At 60.2% G+C, this 26918-nt stretch carries 24 protein-coding genes and 1 pseudogene; 10 read left to right on the forward strand and 15 right to left on the reverse strand.

What is annotated here, in order from left to right:
- Positions 1 to 28 precede the first annotated feature (28 nt).
- The 3 genes from CAY53_RS05140 (at position 29) to hflC (ending at position 3259) form a co-directional block, all read left to right on the forward strand.
- The gene (locus tag CAY53_RS05140; RefSeq protein ID WP_181040436.1) at positions 29 to 952 is read left to right on the forward strand and encodes a rhomboid family intramembrane serine protease; all 924 of its coding nucleotides are present in this window, start codon (positions 29 to 31) and stop codon (positions 950 to 952) included.
- Between the two features lie 232 nt (positions 953 to 1184).
- Positions 1185 to 2306 (forward strand): FtsH protease activity modulator HflK, encoded by a 1122-nt coding sequence (gene hflK, locus CAY53_RS05145; protein ID WP_245874893.1) that lies wholly within the window; start codon positions 1185 to 1187, stop codon positions 2304 to 2306.
- Between the two features lie 20 nt (positions 2307 to 2326).
- Positions 2327 to 3259 carry a protease modulator HflC gene (gene hflC / locus CAY53_RS05150; RefSeq protein ID WP_104937449.1) on the forward strand — a complete coding sequence of 311 codons (933 nt, stop codon included), beginning with the start codon at positions 2327 to 2329 and terminating at the stop codon, positions 3257 to 3259.
- Between the two features lie 31 nt (positions 3260 to 3290).
- On the opposite strand, the gene pheA is transcribed toward hflC, so the two are convergent.
- On the reverse strand, positions 3291 to 4538 hold the full coding sequence (pheA, locus tag CAY53_RS05155; RefSeq protein ID WP_245874894.1) for a prephenate dehydratase: 1248 nt from the start codon (positions 4536 to 4538) through the stop codon (positions 3291 to 3293).
- Positions 4539 to 4676: 138 nt separating this feature from the next.
- Here pheA and glgB point away from each other — a divergent pair, with 138 nt between their 5' ends.
- On the forward strand, positions 4677 to 6611 hold the full coding sequence (glgB, locus tag CAY53_RS05160) for a 1,4-alpha-glucan branching protein GlgB (protein ID WP_104936220.1): 1935 nt from the start codon (positions 4677 to 4679) through the stop codon (positions 6609 to 6611).
- Positions 6612 to 6873: 262 nt separating this feature from the next.
- On the forward strand, positions 6874 to 7464 hold the full coding sequence (locus CAY53_RS05165; RefSeq protein ID WP_245874895.1) for a hypothetical protein: 591 nt from the start codon (positions 6874 to 6876) through the stop codon (positions 7462 to 7464).
- Positions 7465 to 7651: 187 nt separating this feature from the next.
- Here the strand turns inward: CAY53_RS05165 and CAY53_RS05170 are convergent, their stop codons facing one another.
- From CAY53_RS05170 to CAY53_RS05190, 5 genes are all read right to left on the reverse strand, one after another.
- Positions 7652 to 8305: a histidinol phosphate phosphatase domain-containing protein gene (locus CAY53_RS05170; RefSeq protein WP_104936222.1), complete on the reverse strand. Its 654-nt coding sequence runs from the start codon at positions 8303 to 8305 to the stop codon at positions 7652 to 7654.
- 41 nt (positions 8306 to 8346) lie between these two features.
- The gene (locus CAY53_RS05175; RefSeq protein WP_245874896.1) at positions 8347 to 9267 is read right to left on the reverse strand and encodes a twin-arginine translocation signal domain-containing protein; all 921 of its coding nucleotides are present in this window, start codon (positions 9265 to 9267) and stop codon (positions 8347 to 8349) included.
- 283 nt (positions 9268 to 9550) lie between these two features.
- Entirely contained in the window at positions 9551 to 10015 is a 465-nt protein-coding gene (locus tag CAY53_RS05180; protein WP_104936224.1) for an IS30 family transposase, read from the reverse strand.
- 427 nt (positions 10016 to 10442) lie between these two features.
- Positions 10443 to 10631, reverse strand: coding sequence for a hypothetical protein (locus CAY53_RS05185; RefSeq protein WP_104936225.1), 189 nt, complete (start codon positions 10629 to 10631; stop codon positions 10443 to 10445).
- 106 nt (positions 10632 to 10737) lie between these two features.
- Positions 10738 to 11277: a transposase gene (locus CAY53_RS05190; RefSeq protein WP_104936226.1), complete on the reverse strand. Its 540-nt coding sequence runs from the start codon at positions 11275 to 11277 to the stop codon at positions 10738 to 10740.
- Between the two features lie 227 nt (positions 11278 to 11504).
- Here CAY53_RS05190 and CAY53_RS13425 point away from each other — a divergent pair.
- The 5 genes and pseudogenes from CAY53_RS13425 to CAY53_RS05215 form a co-directional block, all read left to right on the forward strand.
- A pseudogene (locus tag CAY53_RS13425) lies at positions 11505 to 12221 on the forward strand (IS1595 family transposase); the annotation flags it as partial.
- Between the two features lie 269 nt (positions 12222 to 12490).
- The gene (locus CAY53_RS05200) at positions 12491 to 13513 is read left to right on the forward strand and encodes a spermidine synthase family protein (RefSeq protein ID WP_181040438.1); all 1023 of its coding nucleotides are present in this window, start codon (positions 12491 to 12493) and stop codon (positions 13511 to 13513) included.
- 47 nt (positions 13514 to 13560) lie between these two features.
- Positions 13561 to 14327, forward strand: a protein-coding gene (locus tag CAY53_RS05205; protein WP_245874806.1) for an IS5 family transposase whose coding sequence is annotated in 2 segments (ribosomal slippage) — positions 13561 to 13894 and positions 13894 to 14327 — 768 coding nt in all. Because the reading frame shifts where the segments join, the coding sequence is not laid out codon by codon here.
- A gap of 29 nt (positions 14328 to 14356) precedes the next feature.
- Complete coding sequence (locus tag CAY53_RS05210; protein WP_104936229.1) at positions 14357 to 15928, forward strand: MFS transporter; 1572 nt, start codon at positions 14357 to 14359, stop codon at positions 15926 to 15928.
- A 269-nt stretch (positions 15929 to 16197) separates the two neighbouring features.
- The gene (locus tag CAY53_RS05215; protein WP_104936230.1) at positions 16198 to 17982 is read left to right on the forward strand and encodes a DnaB-like helicase C-terminal domain-containing protein; all 1785 of its coding nucleotides are present in this window, start codon (positions 16198 to 16200) and stop codon (positions 17980 to 17982) included.
- Between the two features lie 225 nt (positions 17983 to 18207).
- Here CAY53_RS05215 and cobJ read toward each other — a convergent pair whose 3' ends face one another.
- The 9 genes from cobJ to CAY53_RS05260 form a co-directional block, all read right to left on the reverse strand.
- On the reverse strand, positions 18208 to 18984 hold the full coding sequence (cobJ, locus tag CAY53_RS05220; RefSeq protein WP_104936231.1) for a precorrin-3B C(17)-methyltransferase: 777 nt from the start codon (positions 18982 to 18984) through the stop codon (positions 18208 to 18210).
- Complete coding sequence (locus CAY53_RS05225; protein ID WP_104936232.1) at positions 18981 to 20072, reverse strand: cobalt-precorrin 5A hydrolase; 1092 nt, start codon at positions 20070 to 20072, stop codon at positions 18981 to 18983. Before CAY53_RS05225 ends, cobJ begins: the two co-directional genes overlap by 4 nt.
- On the reverse strand, positions 20056 to 20811 hold the full coding sequence (gene cobM, locus CAY53_RS05230) for a precorrin-4 C(11)-methyltransferase (protein WP_104936233.1): 756 nt from the start codon (positions 20809 to 20811) through the stop codon (positions 20056 to 20058). Before cobM ends, CAY53_RS05225 begins: the two co-directional genes overlap by 17 nt.
- On the reverse strand, positions 20808 to 21569 hold the full coding sequence (gene cobI, locus CAY53_RS05235) for a precorrin-2 C(20)-methyltransferase (RefSeq protein WP_104936234.1): 762 nt from the start codon (positions 21567 to 21569) through the stop codon (positions 20808 to 20810). The genes cobM and cobI overlap by 4 nt, the downstream gene beginning before the upstream one ends.
- Positions 21566 to 22789 carry a precorrin-6y C5,15-methyltransferase (decarboxylating) subunit CbiE gene (cbiE, locus tag CAY53_RS05240; protein WP_104936235.1) on the reverse strand — a complete coding sequence of 408 codons (1224 nt, stop codon included), beginning with the start codon at positions 22787 to 22789 and terminating at the stop codon, positions 21566 to 21568. Before cbiE ends, cobI begins: the two co-directional genes overlap by 4 nt.
- Positions 22776 to 23861 (reverse strand): cobalt-precorrin-5B (C(1))-methyltransferase, encoded by a 1086-nt coding sequence (locus CAY53_RS05245; RefSeq protein WP_425430776.1) that lies wholly within the window; start codon positions 23859 to 23861, stop codon positions 22776 to 22778. The genes cbiE and CAY53_RS05245 overlap by 14 nt, the downstream gene beginning before the upstream one ends.
- A gap of 99 nt (positions 23862 to 23960) precedes the next feature.
- Entirely contained in the window at positions 23961 to 24596 is a 636-nt protein-coding gene (locus tag CAY53_RS05250) for a precorrin-8X methylmutase (protein ID WP_104936236.1), read from the reverse strand.
- 15 nt (positions 24597 to 24611) lie between these two features.
- Positions 24612 to 25994, reverse strand: a complete 1383-nt coding sequence (locus CAY53_RS05255) for a cobyrinic acid a,c-diamide synthase CobB (RefSeq protein ID WP_104936237.1) — start codon at positions 25992 to 25994, stop codon at positions 24612 to 24614.
- Positions 25991 to 26905, reverse strand: a complete 915-nt coding sequence (locus CAY53_RS05260) for an ABC transporter substrate-binding protein (protein ID WP_245874897.1) — start codon at positions 26903 to 26905, stop codon at positions 25991 to 25993. The genes CAY53_RS05255 and CAY53_RS05260 overlap by 4 nt, the downstream gene beginning before the upstream one ends.
- Positions 26906 to 26918: the final 13 nt, after the last annotated feature.

The raw sequence follows: 26918 nt of genomic DNA on the forward strand, positions 1-26918 counted from the left end.
GCCCTTTTTCCCTGTTAGCGCCTCGAATATGCAATTGCCGCCCTTTCCCGAATCACCGCCGCAGCCTGCTTCGCCGGATGACGCGTCATCCGGCCCGGAGACTCCGCTTATCATTGCCCGGGGCAGCCGCGAGGAGCTGGGCAATCTGGTGCTGCTGCTGGCAGCCTTGGGCATTGCCTACACCTGGCGTATGCACAGCGGCCAGCTCCTGGTGGCTGCCAGGGATGCGGAACGGGTCCTTGAAGAGTGGCGGCGCTATGCCGACGAGAACGCCGCTTGGCCAGAGTCCCCAGCCCCGATGCTCGAACAGACAGCCCTGCCGCCCACGCTGCTCTGTATGGCAGCGCTGGCAATCTTTTTTGCCTGCACCGGCCCCTGGACAGAGGGCAATCCCTGGTTTGCCACAGGTGCGGTGGACAGTCAGGCCATTGTGCAGGGCCAGTGGTGGCGGCTGGTAACCGCGCTCACCCTGCACGCGGATTTCAACCATCTTCTGGGCAATGTGCTGATCGGCGGCCTCATGCTCCACCTGCTCTGCCGTCGTATGGGCTATGGCTTGGGCTGGTTCCTGACGCTTGCCGCCGCGGTGCTGGCCAATTGGTGCAATGTGGTATTGCGGCAGGGGCCACATCTCTCGGTAGGTTTTTCCACTGCGGTCTTTGCAGCGATCGGCCTCCTGTGCGGCAGCAGCGTTTACCGGGGCCGCTGGCGGCTCTTCAGGGCGCTGGCCCCTCTGGGGGCGGGTGTGGGGCTGCTGGTCATGCTGGGCATGGAGGGGGAACGCACTGACCTGGGCGCCCATCTCTTCGGCTTTGCCTGTGGCGCGACGCTCGGCCTGGCTTGCCGGCCGGGCCCTTTGTCAGGGCGCCTGCGCCGCGAGCTGAGCCAGTTTCTGGTCTTTGCTCTGGCCTGCACCGTGGTGTTGGCCTCGTGGCATGCGGCGTGGCGATAGCCGCAGAGACTCTGTCATGGCAGGCTTTCTGATCGGGATCGCCTTCCTCTCGGGCCCCTTTTTTTCGCAGGCGCCTTTCCTTCTGCCGGCGCTTTCATCTTTCGGCAAAGTCCCTTGACGCCTTTTCCCGGGCCGCGTACATTGGGCCGACTTGTACCTTCTTCCCAATTAAATAGGGGCCCGCGTCCGAATCGCGTGGCCCGCTGTGCAAACCCGGAGTCCTTTTATGCCCATGAACGAACAACCTCCCTGGGGTCGCAAAAAAAAGCCCAGCGCCCCGGAGGATATTCTGGCTCAGATCATTCAGGCCATCCGTGACTTTTTTGAAGGTCAGGGCAATGGCAAAAACCGGAAAACCGAGGGGCCGGGAGTGGACAAAACCCAGCCGGACAACACCAGGGGCGGCGCTCTGCTCGCTGCCTTTGTGGTTGCGCTGGTCATCCTGCAACTGGGCCTGTCGGCCTTTTTCACCATTGCGCCGGGCGAGGTGGGCGTGGTTCAGCGCTTCGGCAGGTACGACCGGACCACCGAGCCGGGCCTGCACCTGAAGATTCCCTACATCGAGCAGCTCACCAAGGTGGATGTGGAACGGGTGCGCAAGGAGGAATTTGGCTTCCGTTCCAGCGGCCAGGGCCAGAACTCCCGCTTCGACCGTACCGATTACGAAATGGAATCCCTGATGCTGACCGGCGATAAAAACGTCATCGAAATGGCGTGGATCGTCCAGTACAAGGTCAGCGATCCGGTGCACTTTCTCTTCAAGGTGCGGGACGTGCCCCAGGCCGTGCGGGATGTTTCGGAAATGGTCATCCGCCGGCTGGTGGGCAACATGGATTTCGACTATGTGCTCGGCAACCGCGACGCCCTGGCCGCTGCCGCGCGGCAGGAACTGCAGGATGAGCTGAACGACCTGGAGGCCGGCATCAGCGTTTTCACCATCCAGCTGCAGGACATCAACCCGCCGGAGCCGGTCAAGCCGGCCTTCAACGAGGTCAACGAGGCGGATCAGGACATGATGCGGCTCGTGAACGAGGCGGAAAAGGTCTACAACGAGATCATTCCCAAGGCCCGGGGCAGCGCCAAGCAGATCGTGGAAGAGGCGCATGGCTACGCGGTCGAACGCGTGAACCGGGCCCGGGGCGAAGTGGCCCGCTTTCAGGCCATCCTGAAGGAATATCAGGGCTCGGAGCAGGTGACCCGGCAGCGCATGTTCCTGGAAACCATGGAGGAGATCCTGCCCAAAACCGAGCGGCTCTACATCATGGAAGAGGGTCGGAATGCGGCCCTGCCGCTGATCAACCTTTCCGCGCCGCCGCCCCAAAAAACCGAGCAAAAGACCGGGCAACAGCCCTGATGAGAGACGGACCAAACGCCATGAACAACAAATTTTTCTTTCCCGCTGCCCTTGCCGTGGTGGCCTTTCTGCTCTGGAATTCCTGCTTTGTGCTCAGCGAGGGTCAGCAGGCGGTTATCACCCAGTTCGGCAAGCCGATACGCCAGCTTACCGAGGCAGGCCTCAAGTTCAAGAAGCCGTTCATCCAGCAGGTGCACTATTTCGAGAAAAAAATTCTCATCTGGAACGGCGACTCCAACCAGATCCCAACGAACGACAAGACCTATATCTATATGGAAAACACGGCCCGCTGGCGCATCAGCAATGCCTTGCTTTTCATGCAGGCCGTGGGCAGCGAGACGCGGGCACGCACGCTTCTGGACGACATTCTGGACGGCACGGTGCGGGATCTGGTCAACAAGAACGACCTGATTGAAATCATCCGCAGTTCCGACTGGTCCAGGGATTTTACCGACTCGACCGTTCAGCATGCGCCGGAGGACATGAAAAAACCGAAATACGGCCGTGACCAGATCAGCAAGATGGTGGTGGCGGCGGCCTCGAAAATCACGCCGCAGTACGGCATCGAGCTGATTGACGTGATGTTCAAGCGGGTCAACTACATCGATACGGTGCGGGAAAAGGTCTATGACCGCATGATTTCCGAGCGCAAGCGCATTGCCGCCGAAAAGCGCGCCACCGGCGAAGGCCAGAAGGCGGAGATTCTGGGCCGGGTTGACCGGGAATTCCGGGAAATCACCTCGAATGCCAAGAAGCAGGGCCTGGAGATTCGCGGCAAGGCCGATGCCGAAGCCACACATATCTATGCGGCGGCCTACAATGCCGATCCGGAGTTCTACGCCTTTCAGAAGAGCCTGGAAAGCTACCGGAGCGTGCTGGGCGCAAACAGCACCCTGATGCTGAGCCCCAGCTCCGACTTCCTGCGTTATCTGCAGAGTCCGCGGAAACCGTAACAGGGTGGAGCATGTGCTGGAAGCAACCTGGCTAGTCTGCCGGCATGGCCGCCTCGGCGGCAGGGTAGGAGCCCAGAATTTCAAAGTAGGCGCAGATCTGCTTCAGGATATTGCAGGCTTCGTGCACGGGCGGATCTTCGATGTGGCCCACCATGTCGACGAAAAACACGTACTGCCAAAGCTGGTTTTTGGCTGGCCGTGATTCGAGCTTGGTCATGTCGATCCCCTTGGCCGAGAGGATGGTCAGCACTTCGTTGAGCGCACCGGGCCGGTTGATGAGCCCGAAGACCACTGAAGTGCGGTCATTGCCGCAACGGGACGGCGATTTGTCGCCCAGCACGAGGAAGCGGGTCTTGTTGCCCTGAAAGTCCTCAATACCCCGCACCACGACCTGCAACTGGTAGGTGGTTATGGCAAGGCTGCTGGCAATGGCGGCCAGACTCGGATCTTCGGCAGCCATTTTGGCTGCGGTGGCGGTGGAGAAGACTGGCATGGCCGGCACACCCGGCAGATGTTTTCGCAGCCACTGGCGGCACTGGGCCAGGGCCTGGGAATGGGACACGACGGTCTTGATGTCTTCCATGTTGCCGGAGCGGTTCACCAGATTGTGGTTGATGGGCAGCTTGATTTCACCGCAAATCTGCACCTTGTAGAGTAAAAAGGAATCCAGTGAATAGGTGACCGCACCTTCGATGGAATTTTCCACCGGGATAATGCCGTACTGCACCCGTTCGCGCTCCACTTCCTGGAAGACCTCGGGAATGCTCTCCATGGGCTGGTAGCTGGCCGTCTGGCCGAAATACCTGACCCCCGCCTGATGGGTAAAGGTGGCTTCGGGGCCGAGATAGGCGACCGTGGCCTTGCGCTGCGACAGGCGGCAGGTGGTGATGATTTCGTGGAAAATCGAATAGAGGGCCGCGGGCGGGAACACGTCGGCATTGTTTTTGCGCAGCCGCTCGTAGATTTCCAGTTCGCGCTGCGGATCCCACTTGGCGCGTTTGCTTTCATCTTTCAGTTTGCCGATGGTCCTGGCGCAGTCCAGCCGCTCCTTCAGCAGGTCGAGCACGGTATTGTCGATTTCATCGATGCGCTTGCGCACCAGGGCGATGCCGTGTAGTTGTTGCGGGGTCATGGGATGCCGTGGGTGAAGATCGTCATGAGTGATGGCTGTCGAAGTACTGCGACTATACCAGTCCAGCCTGGGCAAGGGAAATGGTATTATGCCCATGGCTGGCAGGTCCGACTCCCATGGCATCGTACCGCACCGGGATTTTTTCATGACATTCAGCACGCCATACTGTACACTTGTCATGGCTTGTCGCGGGTAAAATGTGCCGGACCGCTGCCGGAAAACAATGTGATTTTCAAGCGCTTTGCCTGAATCGCCCTCTGTATGCGGAAGCAAGGAAATCGTGCCATGGAACTCAAACAGTATGCCCCATTACCCCTGGACAGGGACTGGCTCAGCAGTTTTGACACCTACCTGATCGGCGAGGGCACGGATGAGCGCGCCTATGAGAAGCTGGGTGCGCATCTGGTGCACATGCACGACCAGGATGGGGTGGCCTTTGCCGTGTGGGCGCCCAACGCACGGCAGGTTTCGGTGATAGGCGATTTCAACCGGTGGAACCAGCAGAGCCATGCCATGCAGCCCTCGGACAGCGGCATCTGGACCCTGTTCATCCCCGGGCTCAGGGAATTCGACGTCTACAAGTACTGCATTACCACGCAGTCCGGTCAGACCCAGGACAAGGCCGATCCCTACGGCTTTGCCATGGAAGAGCGGCCGCGCACCGGTTCGGTTATCGCGAATCTCGAGCGCTACGAGTGGCAGGACAGCGAATGGATGGCCACGCGGAAGCAGCGCCAGAGTCTGGAATCGCCCATCTCCATTTACGAAGTGCACCTGGGCTCCTGGCGCAAGATGGCCGATGAAAAGTGGGGCCTGCGTTATCTGTCCTACCGGGAACTGGCCGATCAGCTCATCCCCTATGTGCTGGACATGGGCTACACCCACATCGAGATGCTGCCCATTGCCGAGCACCCCTACGAAGGCTCCTGGGGCTATCAGGTGCTGGGCTTTTTCGCGCCGACTTCGCGTTTTGGCCCGCCGCAGGACTTCATGTATTTCGTGGATCGGTGCCACCAGGCCGGGCTGGGCGTCATTCTGGACTGGGTGCCCGCCCATTTTCCGAAGGACGGGGCCGGGCTGAACAACTTTGACGGCACCCAGCTCTACGCGCACGCCAACCCCCTGCAGGGCGAGCATCAGGACTGGGGCACCATGATTTTCAACTACAGCCGCAACGAGGTGCGCTCCTTTTTGATCTCGAACGCCCTGTTCTGGCTGGACAAGTATCATCTGGACGGCCTGCGGGTGGATGCGGTCGCCTCCATGCTCTATCTGGACTATTCCCGCAGGGAGGGTCAGTGGATTCCCAACTGTTACGGCGGCCGTGAAAACCTGGCGGCCATCAGCCTGCTGCAGAAGGTCAACGAGGTGGTGCACGGCGTGTTCCCGGGCATCCTCACCATTGCCGAAGAATCCACTGCCTGGCCGATGGTCTCCCGACCCACGACCTTTGGTGGTCTCGGCTTCAGCCTCAAGTGGAACATGGGCTGGATGCACGATACCCTGGGTTATATGCAGGCCGATCCGATTTATCGCCGCTACAAACACAACCAGATGACCTTCGGGATGCTCTATGCCTTCCACGAGAATTTTGTGCTGCCGCTCAGCCATGATGAAGTGGTGCACGGCAAGGGCTCGCTTCTGAACAAAATGCCGGGCGACGAGTGGCAGAAGTTCGCCAACCTGAGGGTCATGTACGGCTATATGTGGGCCTATGCCGGCAAAAAACTGCTCTTCATGGGCAACGAGTTCGCCCAGTGGCAGGAGTGGAACCATGACGCCGGGCTGGACTGGGCCGCACTGACAGGCGAGCGCCATCGGGGCGTGCAGCGTCTGGTGCGCGACCTGAACCGGGTGTATCGGGATCGTGCGCCCCTGCACGAGGTGGATTTCAACTGGACCGGCTTTTCGTGGATAGAGGCCAATGATGCCGACAATTCGGTTTTCTCCTTTGTCCGCTATGCCAGAGACCGGGAAGACTTTATCGTCGTGGTCTGCAACTTCACACCTGTGGTACGCTCCAATTACCGTATCGGCGTGCCGCGTGCTGCCGGCTATACCGAACTCATCAACTCCGATCTGGAAATCTACGGAGGCGGTGGGGTCAAAAACCCGGAACATATTGAGCTTATTGCAGAAGCCTGGCATAATCAGGAATGCTCCATTGCGCTGACGCTGCCGCCCCTGGCTGCATTGATTCTGCAACCGCTGCGGCCCTGAAAAGAGCGGGAGATTTCATAGGCAACGCAAAACCTGATAACGTAACAGCATAAATTTTTCTTTTGGAGGGGACACGATGGACAAAAAGGGGACTTTAATTGTAGCAGCCGTGGTGTTGATTTTGTACTTTGCAGTGGCGATACGTATCCAGACAGGGGGCCGGGAAGAGACTGATGTACAGCCGTGCCCGGCTCTGGCTTCGCAGTCCGAGCCCGCGCCATCGGCAGCAACAGCGTTGCCGGAAGAGGAAACGGCAACAGCGTTGTCGGGAGAGGAAACGGCAACAGCGGCCAAGGAGGCTGCAGCGGAGGTGCAGATTGAAGTGGTGCAAGAGGCTCCGAGAGAGTCTGCTCCTGCTGCCGAGGAAGAGCAGGTCGTGACGCAGCCTGCATTAGGCAACTCCGCCGAGGAGCAGGCGGATCGCTCTGGCGCGATCGCGATCAATATCGGCGAAAGGGCGGCCAGCCCGGCCGATACGCTGGCAGCGCGGGATCGGGAGCTGGCAGAGGCGCAGCGGGTCATCGCTGTGCGCAACCAGCAACTGATGAGGATGCACGAGCGGATTGCCGAGCTGGAACAGGAGGTTCAGGCGCTGAAGACAACCAAAGGCGAGCTTTTGGATATTATGAGCCACCGGGGCCTGGACCAGAGAGAGGCGGCCCACCGGATGCCACCCCGGAGGGGCTGCCGCTGCGGCATGGGTGCTGCGCCCCCTGCTCCCGAACAGGAGCAGGTGCCTGCGGCAGCCGTGCCCAGTGATGAAAAAAGGACGGTTCCGGCGAACAGGCTCAAGCTGATTGATCCTTTTAGCGCCGAACAGAACATACAGCAGAGCCCGGAAGGGAGCAGATAACAGCTCGTTCATGTGGAAGACAAAAGGAGGGCAGGGCAGGAACCCTGACCTCCTTTTTTGATGCCCTCTGCTGTGCCGGAGATGCGGCCGGATTGCCGGCCTTGCCCCGCAAGATGGGGCAGGGCGGGAAAGCTGCGTGGCATGTCCAGCGAGTGCAGGACGAAATGGCCCCAGCGGCCTTCGTGCTTTATATCGCTGCCGCCCGTGCCGCAACAGCCCGCATATTCTCCCGAACCTGCTGATACTCCTCCATGCTCAGCCCCGCGCCCAGGGCAACTCTTTCCGCCATTGCCGCGCTCAGAAAATCCTCCGGCTCATGGGCGTCGGAATCCACGCTCAAAAGCGCGCCGGCAGCCCTGGCCATCTTTGCCACATGGCCGTTGGTCAGACTGTGGCCGCCCCGGGAGGACAGTTCCAGTAAAACGCCCTGTTCCGCTGCCAGCCTGGCCTCATCCAGCGTGATGAAGCCTGGATGGGCCAGCAGATCCACGCCGGCCTCCAGTGCGGCCCGGTTCGTGCCGGGCGCCACGGGCTCCACCGGCGTTTCGCCGTGCACCACCACGATCTGAGCGCCCAGCCGGCGGCTTTCGGCCGTCAGCTCGGCGATATGCGACGGAGGCACGTGGGTCAGCTCCACCCCCACGATCAGTCTGGTTTTATTGCAGGCGTTCAGCGCCTTGGCCACACGCAGAAGGTTGGGAATCAGGGTGCCGATATTTGAGTCATCCGCATGATCGGTAATGGCGATGGCCTCGTAGCCCAGCACTTCGACCCGGCGCACATGCTCGGAGGGCATCAGGGCGCCGTCACTGAAAAGGCTGTGGGTATGTAGATCAATCATGGCGATTACACGTGTTGATTCGGCAGATGGTGGAGCAGGGCTTAGGAGAGTTTCAGCCTGTTTGGCGCGGTGGTAAAGTCATAGACTTTTACATTGTCCTGTGCAAACTGGGCTTTCAAGACGCTGGCTGTATATTTCTCTCCGGTCATGAGCCATTCAGGCGCATCAAACAAGGCAACAGTTGGTGCTACCACCTCGTAAAATGAATAGGGGAATGAGGCATTGCCATGGTGCCCAGTTTGCACATAGTCAGCGTGCAACTGTTTGCCATATGCCTGCACTAAGTATGCCCCCAGCGAATCCGTATGAGTATCACCACAGAAGAGCATACTTTTCATTTTTCCTGATATCTTTAACATTAACGAACAGTTATTAGGTATGTCGCCACTCCCGTATTGATAAACAATATCATCATAAGCATTCAATACATCGATGCGAAGATTATCGATATTCAAAGTTTGATTACGTTTGAGAAAATGGATATTTTCTCTGCCTTTTGTAATTTCTCTAAATTTTATAAATGATTCCGGTGTATCCCAATACTTTTTTACCTGTGCAAAAACATCAGGGTCAAGGGGGGTAGCATAGATATTGTCAATATTTATCCCCTGGGGATCTGCAAATATTTCATTAAATGCATCAACATGATCGCCATGATAATGTGTTAAGAACCAATGCGCTACATGTCCGCCGCCATTAACAATTACATTTCTTACCTGTTCAGTATTTTCTTTGTTACCCCCATCAATGACTATCATCTGCCCATCAATTTTACGCTGTATTGTATAAAACATTCCTTGACGGCCACTTTCGTCATTGTACTGTGTTACGGTCCACTCGTGATGATTTCCTGCTTTTGCATTTTCTTCGGCTGCAAGAGCGTCCTTGCCCAGTGTCCCTGTGGCAAGGGCTGCTGCCGTCAGAGTCGAATACCTGATAAAATCACGCCTTGTGATGCTCATATGGTTTTCCCTTTTTCTGGCTTGCATGGTGGTTGTCAAGCGGCTGAAAAATAGTCTGTTTTCAGGCTATTCGGAAGGCGAAAAGTTTTGATTCAGCACGGCTGATGCAGATCAGTTTACCAGCCCGTTGCACAACTCGCAATTCCTGCCACAATGGGCACAATGTTTTTGTCCATTTTTCCCTATCGGTTGACCTGTGCGTCCCAGGCCCGGCAAGGGTGGCGGCCGCAGCCTCTTTGCATGACCTGCAGGCAAATTTTCCAAAGCCAGAGTCATGATGCATTCAACTTGCAAATGCAGCAGTGAGGGCAAGGTTAAAAAAAACCTCAGCGGTAGTCTGGTAGGTTAAACATCTGCGAGGCCGCTTATTCAGCCGTTCTGCTGCGTTTTTGAGCAGTTCTTCCGTGATCTTGTGCAAGCTGATGCCCCTTGGGAGGTACTGTCGCAACAGGTCACCCTCATTCTCGCTGGTGCCGCGCTGCCAGGGCGAATGCGGCCTGCAAAGGTACGCGCGCAGGCCGCTTGCCCGCTCCAGCTCCCTGAACCAGGCCATTTCCGAGTCATTATCAAGCGTCAAACTCTGCCGCAGGTCTGGTGGTATCTCGTACAAATGCGGAACAAGCTCCTCGCCCGAGGCGGCGGCCGTTTTGTTTTGGGCCTTGGCCAGCACCAGAAAGCGATTTGTGCGCTCCTTGCAACTGAGCAGAGCTGCCTGACCCCTGAAGGCGCAGACCAGATCCGCCTCCACTCCCCAAAGCGGGTCCTGTCGGCAACAGGCTGTGGCCGCTGAGATATGTCAATACACTCGGGAAACAGGCGTCCGCCCCGGTCGGAACTGCTTTGCCGCCTGCGGCGTCGGTGGGCGCGGCGCAAATGACGATAGCCGGCATCGCCAGGCTGTGCGGTGGCAGAGAACCAGCGGGAGATGGTCTCGGGCTGATGCGCATGAATTGATCCTCTGGATAGTTCAGGCGACCGGATCGGAGCGGCTCATGCAGCGGTCTTGGCGTGGCTCCCGGCAAAGGCTTGTATGGCTTCGGCCGAGATATGTGGCGATTTTTCGGCAACTCAGCCCATGGCTACAAATAATTCGATCACAATCCGTTCTTTCAGGGTCAGATGGATGCGGGCATGGCGGGCTCCTTCTGGCTGCTTGGTGCTTGGCACTGCCAAGTCTACCAGAATCCCGCCCTGTCCTTGTCACCTTTTCTCACCCTGACCGAGCGGTGCATTTGCAAGTAGAATCTACTCTGGCGCAGGAGATTTTGCAGTCGTTCGTAAAAGAGATGACCCTTGCTCTGCGGTATTTTTTCATACGAAAGCCACAGGCTCTTCTGCTCTGCCTTCCTCCGGCCAAGACTCATACTGCCTCCTCAACAAAGTTTGATCGCCTGTGCACCATTACCAGCCCGTTGAAGAAAGGTTGATTTTTCGAAGGGGATGCAAAAGTGGCACTTGTGCCCCTGCCTGTCAGTTGTGCCATCTCGAAATGACCATCATGACACAATCTGGAGTATCAGCCGCATTCGGCAGCCAAATGACCAATATGAGCAGGCTCAGCTCATCAATTCGGACAAAAATCAGCCCTGCTCCAGCATCGGCCCAGCCCCTGGGGCTGCCAAAATCAAACAAGGCCCGCAGCAGAATCCCCAAATTGAAGCCGGCAATGTGGATGATGTAGCGCTTCTCCACATTGGCCAGCCCGCGAAGATGCACCCGCCGCATGCCGCCCCGGTCAAGACAGTGGGCAAAACTGCGCTCTACCCGTTCGCCCCGCGCCCGCATCAGCGCCTTGCCCGTACCGGAACTGATCCGCTTCCTGTTCCCGTACACCGCTTCCCGGGCCGCCCTATCCCCATGCCAGCGCAATCGCCCCTTGTGTCCAGGTTCACTGATCGCCTTGCCTAGAGAGTTTTTCAACGGGCAGGTAATGCGTGCACCGTTCTGGGCCAGACCGGAGTGACTGGTATAGAAGTTGTTGTTGCATTGCTCAAGTTGCAGCATCTTCATATTTTTACCTGCAAAGAGAATTTTTTGACAGGTATGGATTGCAGAATTTTTACTTAAATTTCTATATGTTAACTGTATTGTCGGTAATTTTTATTGACCGCTTCTCACGGATACAGGTATATTTACACGAAAGATCAGATTGATATTTCAAATATAAGGTTTTGCTATGCGAATGCCAGCACTCAGTTTGATACAGTGGCAAAAACGATTCGGTACGGAATAGACTCTGCGGCAGAGTTCTACTCAAAGTGCGAAGGCCATATAGTTTTCAATGTTCTGAATGCGGCAACACCAAAGCATCGTTCATTGCCTCGCGCAGGCTCTACCAACACGCACGCTGCCGACATCAAGTCTCCATAAGTGCCGGAACTCTGTTTCATGCCGCCAGGATATCCCTGGTCAAATGGTTCTGGGCCATTTACCTCATGCCTCCCCGGATAAAGGCGACATCTCCGTCCTGCGGGCAGCCAACACCCTGGGTGTTTCCTGATCCACTGTCCGCAACATGCTGCGGAAAATCCGCCAAGCCGTGGCCCACCGAGACAGCATGTACAGGCTTGCCAATCTGATTGAACTTGACGATGCCTTTGAGCATGTGCCGCAAAAGCGTTGAAGCCTTCCTTGGCCGGCATTTACGGACTGCCCAGACAGTGAAGCTGATCTTGCCCGCTCTGAGCGCTGTTGACAAAGAGCATGAGCACCTCAAGAAAGTGACGCCGCCGGAAGAGGCTCGAACCTGCTTGCCTTTGGTGCATATCATGACTGGTAACATGAAGAAATTCATCAACGGAACTTTTCACGGTATTTCTTCGCATTATCTCCAGGAATATCTTGATGAGTTCTGCCACCTCTTTAACCGCAGGTTTTGGGTACCATAGCTGCCCTTACGCCTGCTCAATGCCTGTCTGGATCATAGACCCGTGAAAATTGCCGAGTTTCTTTGAGAACCACTTATCGTTTTCATCAGGGAGTTATCAGTATGTACAGACAACACATTGGGACCGCTATTCTGGCTTTTGCCACCCTGCTGCTGGAACTCTCCATGATCCGGGCCTTTGACGTCATTTTGGATCCGGTTATGGGCTATATGGTGATAACCATTGCCATGTTTGCCTTGGGCTTGGGTGGAATTTATGTTTACCTTTTCAAGGCAGTGCGCATCAATGTGGCAAAGGCGCTGCCTCTGTTGACTCTGGCCTATGCCCTGTCTACCGTGCTGGTGCTGCCGATTTTAAACGCATTGCCCTTTGATCTGAATTTTTCTGGAAATATTCTGGTGCAGCTGGCCGCCTGGATAGGCATGTATTGTACCATCGTGGTACCTTTCTTCCTTTCGGGTATAATTCTATCCCTGGTCTTTTCCCTCCATGCCAATGCTATCGCCAGCCTGTACTGTGCCGATTTAAGCGGCACGGGTCTGGCCTGCCTGCTGCTGATGGTGCTGATCCCCATTTTTGGGCCAGGAGGGATGCTGTTTTTTCTAGCTGGCCTGCTGTGTTTGGCTGCCGCCTTTTTTTCCACACTGTCGGCCCGGCGCTGTCTTTTATTTCTTCCTGCAGCAGTGGTATTGATAGCTTGGCCCTTTGTACACGGGCAATATATTGAATTTGCGGATCATGCGAACAAGCGTAACACGGAAGCCATGAAATCCCGAGGCCTGCGCGAGTATGTCAAATGGGACCCGGTTTCCAAGGTGGAAGTCTATGCCGAGAGCGAGACATTCAAACATTTTGCCCTGGACGGTGGCCAGCAGTCCTCATGGATGGTTCGTTTTGATGGCGATTTTGCCACGTTGAAAAAGGAGATTGACGAGTATCCGCAGAGCTTTTATTTCGGCGTCAAGTCTCTGGCCTATTTCCTGAAACGGGGCACACCGGTGGATGCCCTTATTCTGGGTGCTGCGGTGGGCGATGAGCCCTGTGCTGCTTTGGTTTTTGGTGCTCACGAGGTGGATGCCATCGAAATGGTCGGTGCTATGGTGCGGGCTGCCAAAGGACGCTATGCAGCCTTTTCCGGCAACCTGTTTAACCATCCCCAAGTACATTACCGAACCGGCGAGGCGCGCACCTTTCTGCGGGCAACAGCCAAACAATACGACATTATCCAGATGTTCAGCAATCACAGCAGTTCCAGCATTGCCCAGGGCAATGGAGCGCTGGAGGCGGTGTATTTGCAGACCGTGGAGGCTTATCTCGAATATTTCAGCCACCTGAAGCCTAGGCTCAGGCCTCATTAATTGCCAAAAAGCAGAAAAGTTGGTTAGTTGTGCTCAAGGAGGACGCCATGAGCCAACTTTTCTACCTTTCTGCCGAACAACTCGAACGTATCAAGCCCTTCTTCCCACGTTCACATGGTATTCCGCGGGTCGATGACCGGAAAGTCATCAGCGGCATCATTTATGTCATCAAGCATGGCCTGCAGTGGAAAGATGCGCCGCGCGAGTATGGCCCGTACAAGACGCTCTACAATCGTTTTTTGCGCTGGAGCCAGATGGGCATCTTCAACAACATTTTTACCGAATTGGCAAAAACAGCGGGACAGGATGGCCAGGTGATGATCGATGCGACCCACCTCAAGGCGCATCGTACCGCCGCCAGTTTGCTCAAAAAAGGGCTCTTTCCCGCTGCATCGGCCGCACAAAGGGCGGGCTGAACTCCAAACTCCATGCCCTTTGCGACGGCCACGGCAGGCCCCTGGCCATGAAGCTCACGGCAGGCCAGGTAAGCGACTACAAAGGAGCCGCCCTGCTTATGGATGCCATAGATGCTTTGCCCGAGGCCAGGGCGCTGCTGGCGGACCGTGGTTATGACGCCGACTGGTTCCGTGATGCCCTGCGTGCCAGAGGCATTACGCCCTGCATCCCGCCCAGAAGGAGCCGGAAGCGACCCTGCTCGTACGATCAAAATCTGTATAAACAGCGGCACAAGATCGAGATCATGTTTGGCAGGATCAAGGACTGGCGGAGAATAGCCATGCGTTATGACCGCTGCGCACATACCTTCTTTTCAGCTCTATGCCTCGCGGCTTCCGTCATATTCTATCTCGATTAATGAGGCCTGAGCCTAATGGCATCCTGTCGATGAACCGGCATTTTTACCCACGCATGCTGACCACTGCGGCCCTGGCCTGGCATCGTCTAGGGAAAGCTGATTTTCCCAGGCACGTGCTGGTTCTTGAGTATAACACCCCCAACACTCTGCCGGCCGTTCTCATCAAAATGACGCCTTGGACTGCCACGGAGGTACAGGAGAGCCTGGACTATCTGAACCGGGCACCGCTGAAGTGGGAACGTACGCCTTCTATGCCTTCGCCGCTCATTACCCGGCAGCATCCATACGAAAGCGCCTTTCGTTGCGGTGAACAGAGCATAAGCGAATTGTCTCTGCTCTTCGGTACCTATGGGCAAAAAAGCCTGCCTTATCCGATAACTGTGCGCTTTTCAGTGGATGGAAGCGAACAAAGCGCAGAGTTTCAACTTGATGGCCGGCACGTTCGCGACAACGCTATGGTACGCTTTCCGCTGGATGCCCCGTGGCAGGATGTGTGGGGCAAACAGATTCGGGTCAGTGTCCGGACAGAAAACGATGCCCCGGAACAAGGCTTTTCCGTTTGGCAGAACCCGGGGAGGCGACCCGTAACCACACTCAGACCCTTATCCGAAGAACTTTTCAGCATTGCCTTCAACCCGCTTGATCTGGAACACAACCGGGTGCCAGCCGCCTTGTTAGCGCAACCCTTTCCCAAAACTTTGGCCGCTCAGGCCGATTTCAGACTGGATCCGGTGTTTGATAACCAGCCTTTTTTCAACATGGTCAGAAAAACCACGCGCGCTCTCACGGTCGGACAGTCCCCCTTTCTGGACAGCGGCACAGCACAGGTGCTGAATGCCCAGCTTTTACCCGTACTGTCCAAGGATATTGTCGGTTTCTTTGTGGTAGGCAGTGTTTCTGTGCTGTTTGCGGCATTGTTCATCTTTCTGCCCCTGCACCGGACCAAAAGGGGTGAGAAAAGCTGGCCGGCTATGTCTTGGTTTCTGCTTTATTTCTCGTGCCTGGGCGCTGGTTTCATCATGATAGAATTGACGCTGATCCAGTTGTGCACCCGGTTGATTGGTCATCCCGCCTATACCTATGCAGCCGTGCTGTTTGCCCTTTTGGTTTCTGCTGCCATTGGGTCGTTTATATCCAAAAAAATGCTGGCCAGCCATCCCGGCAGATGGCCATGGATCTTTGTGGCCTTGGTGCTGTACGGAGCCATTTTTCTGGCCTGCCATCAGGCCGTCTTTACCCACCTGCTCCAGTACACACTGCCGCTGCGCTGGATCGCCGCTACCCTGGTCATTTTCCCGCTGGGCCTTTTCATGGGCATGCCCTTTCCGCTGGGCATTGCGACGCTCGGCCGGATTTATTCCGGCGGCATTGCCTGGGCCTGGGGCATGAACGGCTTTTTTACGGTACTTGGCGGCTTCCTGAGTCTGGTGTGTGCCTTTTTTCTGGGCTTCAAGATGACGGTGATGATTGCCTTGGGCATCTACTGTCTGGCCCTTATAGCCTACGCTGTGATTGCCGGTATCGACCGCCAGGCAACAAAGTTAGCGCCTGTCTACAAGCATCAGACTGCCGGAGCGGAGAAAGGGCTCTTTGAGCCTTGAAACATTTTGCATGTGTTTTGGGCAATGTCCAACCATTGATTCATCAATTCTGGCAAGCCCACGAAATACAGGCCGAACTGGCCCCGAAACCGGGAGGCGGCAAAAAATGGTGGTCTTCGGATGCCCTGTGTGTCATCATCGAGATTGCCCGGCACACTCGGAATACGGGGAATCAGGCGGCTGGCTACAGGAAGGCACGGTCATTACAATGCATGGGGCGATCGGCTAAGCCAGTACCTGCCCAAGGAAAAAATTGCGTTGGATAACACATGAGTACCTCTGAGGCCATTGGCCGCTTCTATCAAGCCCATTTGCCGGGCGCTGCTCTGCACAACAAGATTCTGCGCGCGCCCTGCCCCTTTTGCGCCACTCAGGCCGGAAACCGGGAGGCGGGCGAACTCGTGGTGCTGCTCAACCAGGACAGCTTTTTTTACGGCCACTTCCGCTGCAGCAGGCGCTGCGTGCCGGGCGGATTTCCGCTGCATTTCGCCCGTCTTCTGGGCCTGCCGCTCACCGGCGTTCCGGGTTTCGAGCCGGATCGTGAATACCCGGGCCGCGACCGGCAGTATCCGGCTGCCAATCTCAATCAGGAAGTGGCGAATTTTTGCGACAAACTGACCGAAGAGCTGGAGGCGGATTTCCGGCGCGAGGCCATTTCGCCCGAGGTCCTGCACGAAATGCGCATCGGGTCCAATGGCCGCTATCTGGTGTATCCCTACTTTCAGGCCAACGGCAGTTGTTATGCCGCCCGCTGTGTGCATCCCGAGCGGGAAGACGACAGCTTCTGGTACGGGGACGAGCACTTTTACGGCCCGGAATTTCAGCTTTTTAATGCCGAGGAAATTGACCGCTGCGAAAACGGCTGCCTCTTTGTGGTGGAAGGCGAGCGCAATCTGCTGGTGCTGCGGCAGTTGGGTTTTCCGGGTATTGCGGTGCCCGGGGCCGCGGTGCTGGACGAGCTCGACCCGGCGCGACTCCAGTGGGTGAACACCATCTTTCTTTTGATGCGCAACAACGTGGAATCTGAAGCCATGGCCCGCAGTTTCGCCACCCGCTGCGGCTTCAAGGTGCGCATCCTGCGCTGGCCCGAAGGCGCGGCCCGCGACCTGGACCTCTGCCAGATGGCGGCGGAAAATCCGGCGGCAGTGGGCAAAAGGGTGGCGCTCATGATCCGCTCGGCCAGGGCCTTTTCACCTTTTCCCAGCCCGGAACTCGAGTTTCACCGCTTTCAGGAGCAGCTCGTGCGGGAAGGCGGCGAGAGCTACCGAAAGCTTCACACCGGTTTTGCCAGGCTGGACGCGGCCATTGGCGGTGTGCATGGCATCAACATTCTGGGCGGCACGCCCAAGGCCGGCAAATCCACCTTCTTCATTCAGGTGGCCTCGGACATGGCCCTGCGCCACATCCCGGTGATTTACTATGACTTTGAAAACGGCCGGCAGAAGATTTACCTGCGCATTCTGGCACGACTGGCGCGGCTGCGCACCGATCAGATCCGGCTGGGCGACATGGACGATGCGGGCCGCAGCCGCTATGACCAGGCGGTGCAGCGCCTTGAAGCATGCCTGCGCTGGCTCAGGGTGGTGAACGACCGCAAGCTCTCGCCCGAAATCATGCGGCGGCACATCGATTTCATCCGCAACGAAACCCGGGCCGACTACACGGTGGTGGTTGTGGACAGCCTGCACAAGCTGCCCTTCAAGGATATCTCGCAGAAGCGTTCCGGCATTGACGGCTGGCTCCGCCAGCTCGAGGCCATCCGCGACGAGCTGGGCGCCGGCTTTCTGGTGATTTCCGAACTGGAGCGCAAGGACGGCCAGTTCGAGCAGCATCCGCAACTGGGCTCCTTCAAGGGTTCGGGCGACATCGGCTATTCGGCGGACAACGCGATGGTTTTGAGTACCCGGTGGGACCCCTTTGCGGACGAGGAGCCGGACAGCCGCGTCAACGAGCTATGGCTGGTCGCCAGCCGCGAGCACCCCCCGGGCAGGGTGGCGGAGTACAGGCTGGATTACCCGTTTTGGGGCTTTATCGAGCAGGAGCACGGAAAATGAAAAGGCTACAGGCGCCGGGCCTTGTCCCTGCTCCGCGGCGAACAAACAGGGAGCGGGATGCAGATGCGCCGCCGGAGCACTCCAGGGGGACCAACCGACAGCCGCCAGCGAAGGAACATCCCCTGCCAAATCCACTGGAGCGCCGCCCGCAGGTCGGACTGACAGCAGGCCTTTCCGGCCGTCGGGTCTCCGGGCCCTTTCCTCGGTGCTTTTGTGCGCCTTTTTTCAGCCGCTCTGCATGCCGTATTTGCTCGCATAGCCCCTGGGCGTGATCATGCGGTTCTGCCAGATAAAGGTCTGGGAATTGCCGATGATGAGCGTGCTCTGCATGCCGATGTCAGCCTCCAGCATGCTGGCTATGGTGGCCAGGTGCACGCTCTCGTTTTCCCGGCTGGCTGCGGTGACCAGACCGACCGGGGTTTCCGCCTTGCGGTGGCGCAGGAAAATGTCCCTGACCCGTTCGATCTGGCTCGTGCGTTTTTTGGATTTCGGGTTGTAGATCACGGTCACAAAATCCGCACTGGCCGCGGCTTCCAGCCGCCTTGCGATCAGGTCCCAGGGCGTCAGCAAATCGGAAAGGCTCACGGCCGCGAAGTCGTGCATGAGCGGCGCGCCCAGGATGGCGGCGCAGGCGTTCAGCGCGGCAATGCCCGGGATGATTTCAATGGCGCAGTGGCACCCCTTGGCCTTCGCCAGTTCAAAGACCAGCCCGGCCATCGCGTAAATGCCCGGGTCGCCGCCGCAGACCAGCGCCACCTCGTGGCCCCCGTCCGCCAGCTCCAGCGCCCTGCCGCAGCGGTCCATCTCCTGCATCATGCTGGAGGACAGCAGCTCTGCCGCCGGATTCAGGCTGTCTTTGGCCTGCTCCAGATAGGCCTTGTAACCGATGATGGTATCGGCTGTTTGGAGTGCCGCAAGGGCGCGCGGGGCCATCAGATCGGCGGCGCCCGGCCCGATGCCCAGCACCCGGACCACGCCCGTTTTTTTCGTTTCTGTGCTCATGGCTTTTCGTTTCCCGGTTGAGGAGTAGGCCGCGGCTTGCGGGCCACGGCCACGGTGACATTCGGCCATTTCGTTTTGGGCACCAGCAGCACGGCGCCCGGCCCTGCGGCCAAAAGCGCCGCCGGTTCGGCCACCGCATAGGCGCCGGTGGCCCGGAAAACCGCATCGGATGAAGAGGCGGCCGGAACCGCATTCAGCAGCTCGCGACTGAAAAAGACGAGCGGCAGCCGCTCATGTTCGGCAAAGTCCAGCAGTCCCGTCTCGTCGGCCTTCAGGTCAATGCTGGCGAGCCCGGCTACGGCCTGCCCTGCCAGATGGTGGCGGGCCAGGGTTTCGGCCACTGCCGCCGCAATTTCCGCCCGGGGCGTGCCCCGGTTGCAGCCCAGGCCGATACAGAGCGCCCTGGGGTGGAGCAGGGCGGCCAGGCCCAGCGCTTCGCGGTGGCAACTGAGCAGTAGGTCGGCGTCTTCCCGCCTGTCCACCGGATGCAGGTCAGGCGGCAGCCCCCGCATCTTCCGGCGCTCTGCCTGCAGACGGGGTTCGGGCATCTGCGTTTCTGCACCTGCACTGTCATCGCAAAAGCCCTCCAGCCCGGGTTCGCACCAGAGCCGCAGACTGCCCCGATCGGCCAGAAGCCCCATGGCATGGGTCAGGGCGGCCTTGCTGGCGGGCACAAGCTGCCGCGCCTGGCACCAGAGGTCGAGTGCGGTCAGGCCCTGCACGTCGGAGGAGGTGGTCAGCACCGCCTGCCCGCCGGTGAGCGCTGCCACGCGCCGGGCCAGGGCATTGGCGCCGCCGATATGGCCGGACAGCAGGGCGATCACGAAGCGGCCCCGCTCGTCCAGCACCAGAACCGCCGGGTCCCGGTACTTGTCGGCAAGCAGCGGCGCAATCTGACGCACCACAATGCCGCTTGCCATGATGCAGACCAGTGCGCCGCATTCCTGCCAGCATGTCTCAAAGGCTGCACGCACACGACCCCTGCAGGCCACGAGCCGGGCCGGGAGCGCGGCGGCGAGCTTTTCGCCCAGGGCCAGGGCCCCGCTGGTCAGCGCCAGAATGGCAATGTGTTCAGCCGCGGCAGCCATGGGAAAAGTCCGCGGCATAAAGGCGGCTTGCGGTTTCCGCGCTGCCCAGGGCAGGGCCGACCAGAATCATCGCGGTCTTGCTGATGCCGGCAGCCGCCACCTTTTCGGCAATATCCCCAAGCGTGCCGCGCAGAATGCGCTCGTCCGGCCAGGAAGCCCTGGCCACCACCGCGACCGGGGTGGCGTGCGTGTAGACGCCGCCTGCCAGCAGATCCGCGACCACGGAATCCATCAGACCCACGCTCAGGAAAATGCACATGCTGGCCCCGATGGCGGCAAGCCTCTGCAGGGATTCCCTTTCCGGCACCGGGGTGCGGCCCTCCTGCCGGGTGAGGATCACGGTCTGGGTCATCTCCGGCACGGTCAGTTCGGCCTGCACCGCCGCTGCGGCCGCAAAGGCGGAACTCACTCCCGGCACCACCTCGCAGGCAATGCGCTCGCGGGCGAGCCATTGCATCTGCTCGCGAACGGCCCCGTACATGGCCGGGTCCCCGGTGTGCAGCCGTACCACCTGTTTCCCCGCCCGGCAGGCCGGAATCATCAGTGCCATAATTTCCGCTAGGGTCAGGCCCGCGCTGTCATGACATTCGGCCCGGATGCCTGCCAGGAGAGCTGGATTGACCAGGGAACCGGCATACACCACCAGATCCGCCCCGTCCAGAAGACGCCGCCCCTTCAGGGTCAGGAGCTCAGGGTCTCCGGGGCCTGCGCCCACAAACCAGATTTTCTCTGTCTTCATTGTTGCACCAGAGTCTGTTTTCTGCGTATCAGGAGCGTGGAAAAATAGTGGAGTTTCCGGCCCCGCGCAACCCGGATATCCGTATACACCCGCTCCTCCGGCAGGCCCGCGCATTCGACCAGAACCGACTGCTCCACCAGGCCCAGCTCCTCCAAAAGATCCAGCAGCGCGTCGAAGCGCCGGTGCACCTTCATCAGCACCACGGCGTCGAGCCGGGTGAGAATGTCGCGCAGGCGTTCGTCCTCAAAGGCTGCGGGCACCACGGCAAAGATGTCGTCGCCGAGCGCCAGCGGCCGCATCTGCCCGGCCGAGCAGGCGGACATGGCCGTGATGCCCGGCACGATGCGGACCGTCACTTCGGGGCGTTCGTCTTTGATGAGCGTCAGCAGATAAAAGGCCGTGGAGTAGAGACCCACATCGCCAAGGGTGGGAAAGGCCACATCCCGACCCGCATCCAGCCGGGCCAGGACCGCGTCGGCAGCCGCCCGCCAGACGGCCAACTGCTCCGGATCGGTCTTCCGGCCGAGATGCACCGGCTTCATGGCAAATTCCAGGTGGAGAATTTCCGGCCTGGCCTCGGGCAAGGCCGCCTGCGCAATGGCGAGCGCCGTGCTCTCGCCCCTGCTGCTGTGCCGGGCCAGTGGTGCGGCCCAGACCGGGGATGCGGCCAAAATGCGCAGGGCCTTGACCGTGACCAGTTCCGGGTCGCCGGGGCCGACACCCACCAAAAAAAGCGTGCCTTTTTGTGTTGTGCTCATTTTGTCCCTGTGATGATGGTGATGGGGTTGAGGCTTTGCGCCTTCTGCTCCGGCCCGCTGTGCGTAACGCTCAGCGTGCTGGCCGTGACCGTGAAGCCCAGCTTCGCAAGCACCGTGCAGGCCTCCTGTTTTGTCTTTTCCAGCACCGCGTTGACCACGATGCGGCCATCTTCGGCGAGCCGCGCCGCACTGGCCTCGAGAATGGCTGCAAGCCGGCCGCCGCTCCCGCCGATGAAAACCCGGTCCGGCGGCGGCAGGGCGGCCAGGGCTGCCGGCGCTTCGCCGTTGACCAGGCGGATGTTGTAGGCGCCAAAGGTCCGGATATTGGCCCGGATATTGGCCTGTTCCTCCGGGTTTTTCTCGATGATGCCGATGAGGAGCCCGGGGGCCAGGGCGGCCGCCTCCAGGGAGACGCTGCCGGAACCGCCGCCGATGTCCCAGAGTACGCCGCGTTCGGGCAGGCGCAGGCTGTGCAGGCTGGCGGCACGGACCGCATCTTTGGTGATCAGGCCGCGGGAATGCCGGATTTCCCCGGCGGTGAGGCCAAAACGCGGTGCGGCGCACAGGGCTTTCTGCAAGCTCAGGAGCAGGACGTTGAGGGGTGAAAAGCTGCGGCCCGCCATGTCGTTCAGGGTGCCGGCGCTGATCTTCTCCCCGGAGAGCCCCAGGTTTTCCGCGACCTGCAGCCTGCAGGCGACCAGCCGCCCGTGGTCTGCGCAATCCTCCAGCAGGCGGGCCAGCGTGCGGGCCAGCGCATCCGGACTGTGGCGCGGATCGGTCAGGCAGAGCACCCGGCCCAGGCGGCAGCAGCGGGCCAAAAGCCGTCTGGCTGCGGTGGGCAGATCCGCCTCGCTCCCGTGCAGGCTCAGGATGTCCAGATCGTCCCAGGGGCTTTTGAAACGTGCGCAGGCCAGTTGCAGGGCGGACAGCGCCGGATGCACCCGCACCGCCTCCGGGCCGAAGCGCTCTATCAGCCTGCGGCCAATGCCGAAGAAGAGCGGATCGCCGCTCGCCAGGACCGCCACGCTCCGGGGGAGGGCAGCTTCAATGGCCGTGCACAGGGATTCAATGGGCGTGACCGGGATTCGCCGGGCCGTCACCCCCTCCAGCATGGCCGCCTGCCTTTTGGCATGGGCCACCAAAACGCAGGAGGCCAGAAGGCCGCGCCGCTCCTCGGTGAGCTCTTCGCCGGCAATGCCGATCAGTTCAATGGGGCACATGCAGCAGCACCCCCTCCGCGCTGGTCACCAGATACAGCTCGACCGGCAGGCCCGACCAGAGTTCGGTCTGCGCCTGCGCCTGCCTGGCCACCGCAAGCACCAGATCATCCCGCCCCGCTGCCCGCAGTTCCTCAAAAATGTGGCGCGCCGTGTTGGCCTCCGAGAGCCGCTCCACCTCCGGCGCCTCCAGACCCAGCCGGCCCAGCAGCCGGGCCGCGTCCCGCACCTCCAGGGCGCCGTTGCGCACATGGGTTTGCGGCACGGCCAGCGCCGCCTTGACGAGCTTGGCCCACATGGCCGCAAGATGTATCCTGGCAAAGCCGTGGCGACCCGCAGCCTTGAGCGCGTATTCCAGGTAATCGCCCATCATCACGAGAGCCTCCTCGGGCATGCGCAGTTTTTGCTGCACTGCCGCCTCCGAGCTGCGGCCGGTGGAGAGCACGATTTCGGCGAGCCCCGCGGCCCTGGCCACATCCATCGCAGCCTCGATGGTGTCGGTCCAGGCCTTGGCCGAGATGGGCCGCACAATGCCGGTGGTGCCCAGAATGGAGAGGCCGCCCACGATGCCCAGGCGGTGGTTTATGGTCTTTTCCGCAAGAATTTCGCCGTGTTCCACAAAAACCCGCACCGTGAGCGCCGGCCGTTCCGCTGCCGGCATGACCTCATCCAGCGCCGCCAGAATCATCCTGCGCGGCACCGGGTTGATGGCCGCCTCGCCGACCGGGAGCGCCAGGCCCGGCTTGGTGACCTCGCCCACGCCATGGCCGCGCGCGAAGGAGACCGCGCCGGGGGCACCCTCCTCCTGCCGGAAGAGTTCCACCCCGACCTCCGAGCCATTGGTGACATCCGGATCGTCGCCCGCGTCTTTGACGATGGAAACCAGCGCGATTTCCCCATGTTTCTGCACGCGGCAGAGTTCAAAGGCGTGGCGCTCGCCCCCGGGCAGGGGGATCTCCACCGCATCCGGCACCGTCTTGCCGGAAAGCAGGAGCAGGGCCGCCTTGGCTGCCGCTGCCGCGCAGGCTCCGGTCGTGTAGCCGCTCCGCAAAGTCTTCTTTCCTGTGCTGGCCATCATCCATACCCCCAGATTTTCCGCGGGCAGCAGGGACGGCTCCGGATTTGCAGAGCCCTGCACCGCAGGCCCGGAGCCCCCAGAGATCCGCGAACCGCCTTATGGCGTCTTTTGCGCCGCCAGCCTGAGCAGCGCGTTCAGGGCCGCCACCGCCACGGGGGTGCCGCCCTTGCGCCCCAAGGCGGTGATGAAAGGATAGGGCTTGCCGCTCAGAATTTCCTTGGATTCCGCGGCATTGACAAAGCCAACCGGCACGCCCAGCACCAGATCCGGCGCGAACTCGCCCGCTGCCATCATGTCCATGACTTTGAGGAGCGCGGTCGGCGCATTGCCCACCGCCACAATGCCCACGTTGTCCTGTCGTGCCCTCAGCATGGCCGCCTCGGCCCGGGTGCTGCCCTGCTCTTTCGCGAGCTCTGCGGTTTCCGGCTCGTTCATGCGGCAGACGACCCGCCCGCCAAAGGGCGCGAGCAGGCGGGCCGAGATCCCGGCCGCGGCCATCTGTACATCCACCAGAATGTTTCTGCCCGCACGAATGGCGGCGATTCCGGCCTCGATGGCCCTGGGATGGAAACGAAGATGCTCCTTGAAGGCAAAGTCGCCGGTGGCGTGGATGATCCGCCGGAGCACCTGGAACTCACCCGGCGGCAGGCCGGTTTCGCCCAGTTCCGCCGCAATGATCCGGAAACTTTCAGCCTCGATGTCTGCCGGAGCCACATGCTGGATTTGCACCATATTGCTGCCTCGTTTTCAGTTTTGTCTGACGAAGGCCCGGCAGGCCTGCACAAGGGCAGCCGCGGCCTCTGGCGTGCGGCCCCAGTGCAGATGAATGTAACCGGCCAGGGTCTTGTCCCTGGTGTAGCCGCCGTCCTGCCATGCCCCGCCCTGTGGCGGGGACGAAAGACTGGAATAGTGGAACTCGTGGCCGAAAAGCCGCATGCCGGCCGGGCCGAAGAAGGTGGCCCGGCACTGCTCCGGCTCACGGTAGCCCAGGCTGCGGAGCCGTGGATTCATGACACAGGCGAAAGGGAAGACGCCTGCCATGGGCCAGGTGAGGCCGTCCAGGTCCTGGAGCGTTTCGCAGAGGTACATGAAACCGCCGCACTCGCCGTAAACCGGCGCGCCTCGCCGGCTGAAGTCCAGAACGGCCGCCCGCAGCGCCGTGTTTCCAGACAGCCTTTCCGCGAACAGTTCCGGATAGCCGCCGCCCAGATAGAGGCCGCCCAGACCTGCCGGCAGCTCCGCATCCGCCAGTGGGCTGAAGAAGAGCAGTTCCGCTCCTGCCCGGCGGAGCAGCTCCAGATTGTCCTCGTAGTAAAAGCAGAAGGCCGCGTCCCTGGCCACACCCAGACGGACCGGCCCGCAGTCCCGTGCATCGTTGTCCAGCCCGGGCTCTGCCTGCCCCCTGCAGGGACGGAGCAGGCCCGCTCCGGGCGGGGCTGCCGGCTGCACCGCTGCCCTTTCGGCAAGCGCCAGGATTCCGGTCATGTCCAGGTGCTCCTCCACGAGCGCGGCCAGCCGCTCCAGCGCCGCCGGGCCAAGGGGCTCCTCCTCGCCCATGTTCAGACCCAGATGCCGGGACGGAATGGCGATCCGCTCCTCCCGGGGCAAAAAGCCCACAATCGGCACCCCGGTCTGCGCCATGGCGCCCCGGATCAGGGCCTCATGGCGGGCCGAAGCCACCCGGTTGCAAATCACCCCGGAGAGGCTGAGCTCCGGATCCAGCGTGGCAAAGCCCTTGACCACCGCCGCAACGCTTTCCGCAGCCGAACGTACATCCACCACCAGGAGCACCGGCAGCCCCAGCGTTTTCGCCAGATGCGCCGCCGAGCCCGTGCCGCCGTCGAAAAGCCCCATCACGCCCTCAACCACGGCGATGCCGTGATCGCCGGGCGGATTATGGCGGCCAAAGCTCGTGCGCACAAAGTCCTCGCCGCACATGCGGCAGTCCAGGTTGTAGGACAGCGTGCCGCAGACCATCCTGTGCAGGCTGGGATCGATGAAGTCCGGCCCGCACTTGAAGGGGCGAACCGTGAGCCCGCGCCGCTTCAGGGCGGCCATCAGGCCCAGCGTGACCGTGGTTTTGCCGCAGCCGGAATGGGTGCCGGCAATGAGCAGCGCCGGGGCGTTCATGGTTGTTCGGCCCTGACTGCAAAGTCCGGATAGAGCAGACGACGCAATGTTTCGATGCCCTCCAGAAGCTGCATCGTGGGCCGCGAAACCAGGGCCTCGTCCACCAGCAGAACCCGACCCTCCCGGACCGCGCGGATGACGGCAAAGCCCGGCTCGGCCCGGATTTCCTCCACGGTCACCGGGTTCATGCGGCCCTTTTGCGCGAGGTACACGTCAATTTCGTCCGCCCTGGCCAGGATGCGCTCCTTGCCATAGCTCGCGATATTGGTGTTGCGCACCTGCTTCGCGTCTGCAGCCACGTTGATGCCGCCCGCGGATTCCAGCACGAAGATCGCCATGGAATCCGGATTGAAGGTCTTCATCTGGCGGTGCATGGCCTCGAAAAAAACCCGTGGCCGTCTGGCCGGAAGCTGCGCCTGTTCGGCCCGGAGCCGCGCCACGGCCTTTTGGAAGTCCCCGATCATGGTCTCCGCCCTGTCCGCAGCGCCGCCAAGCGCTCCCAGATCGCGCCAGTAGGCGGCCAGCTCCTTTTGGGTCAGCGGCTGCAGCGAGACCACGGTGACGCCGTTTTGCTCCAGGGTGGCCACCAGATGGGGATAGCCGCGGCTGATCATGGGGCGGATCAGCACCAGATCCGGTTTGAGGGCCAGGAGCCGCTCCGGGTCGTCCTGAAAGCGGAGCTGCGGCAGCTCGCCCCTGAGCGGGTCACCGCTGCCCACGGCCACGATCCTGTCCTTCAGGCCAAGCTGGATAAGGTTTTCCGTGTGCGCCGGATAGAGCGAAATGATGCGGCAGAAGGGCCGGTCAAAATGGATGGTCCTGCCGTCGCTGTCCCTCAGCTCTTGGGCGAAAGCGGGCGTGCTGCAGAGCAGCAGCAGTATGCAGAGCAGGCGAAAAAGGCTTGTCATCATGCTGTCCTCGATG

This window comes from Desulfobulbus oralis (genome assembly GCF_002952055.1).
GTDB lineage: Bacteria > Desulfobacterota > Desulfobulbia > Desulfobulbales > Desulfobulbaceae > Desulfobulbus > Desulfobulbus oralis.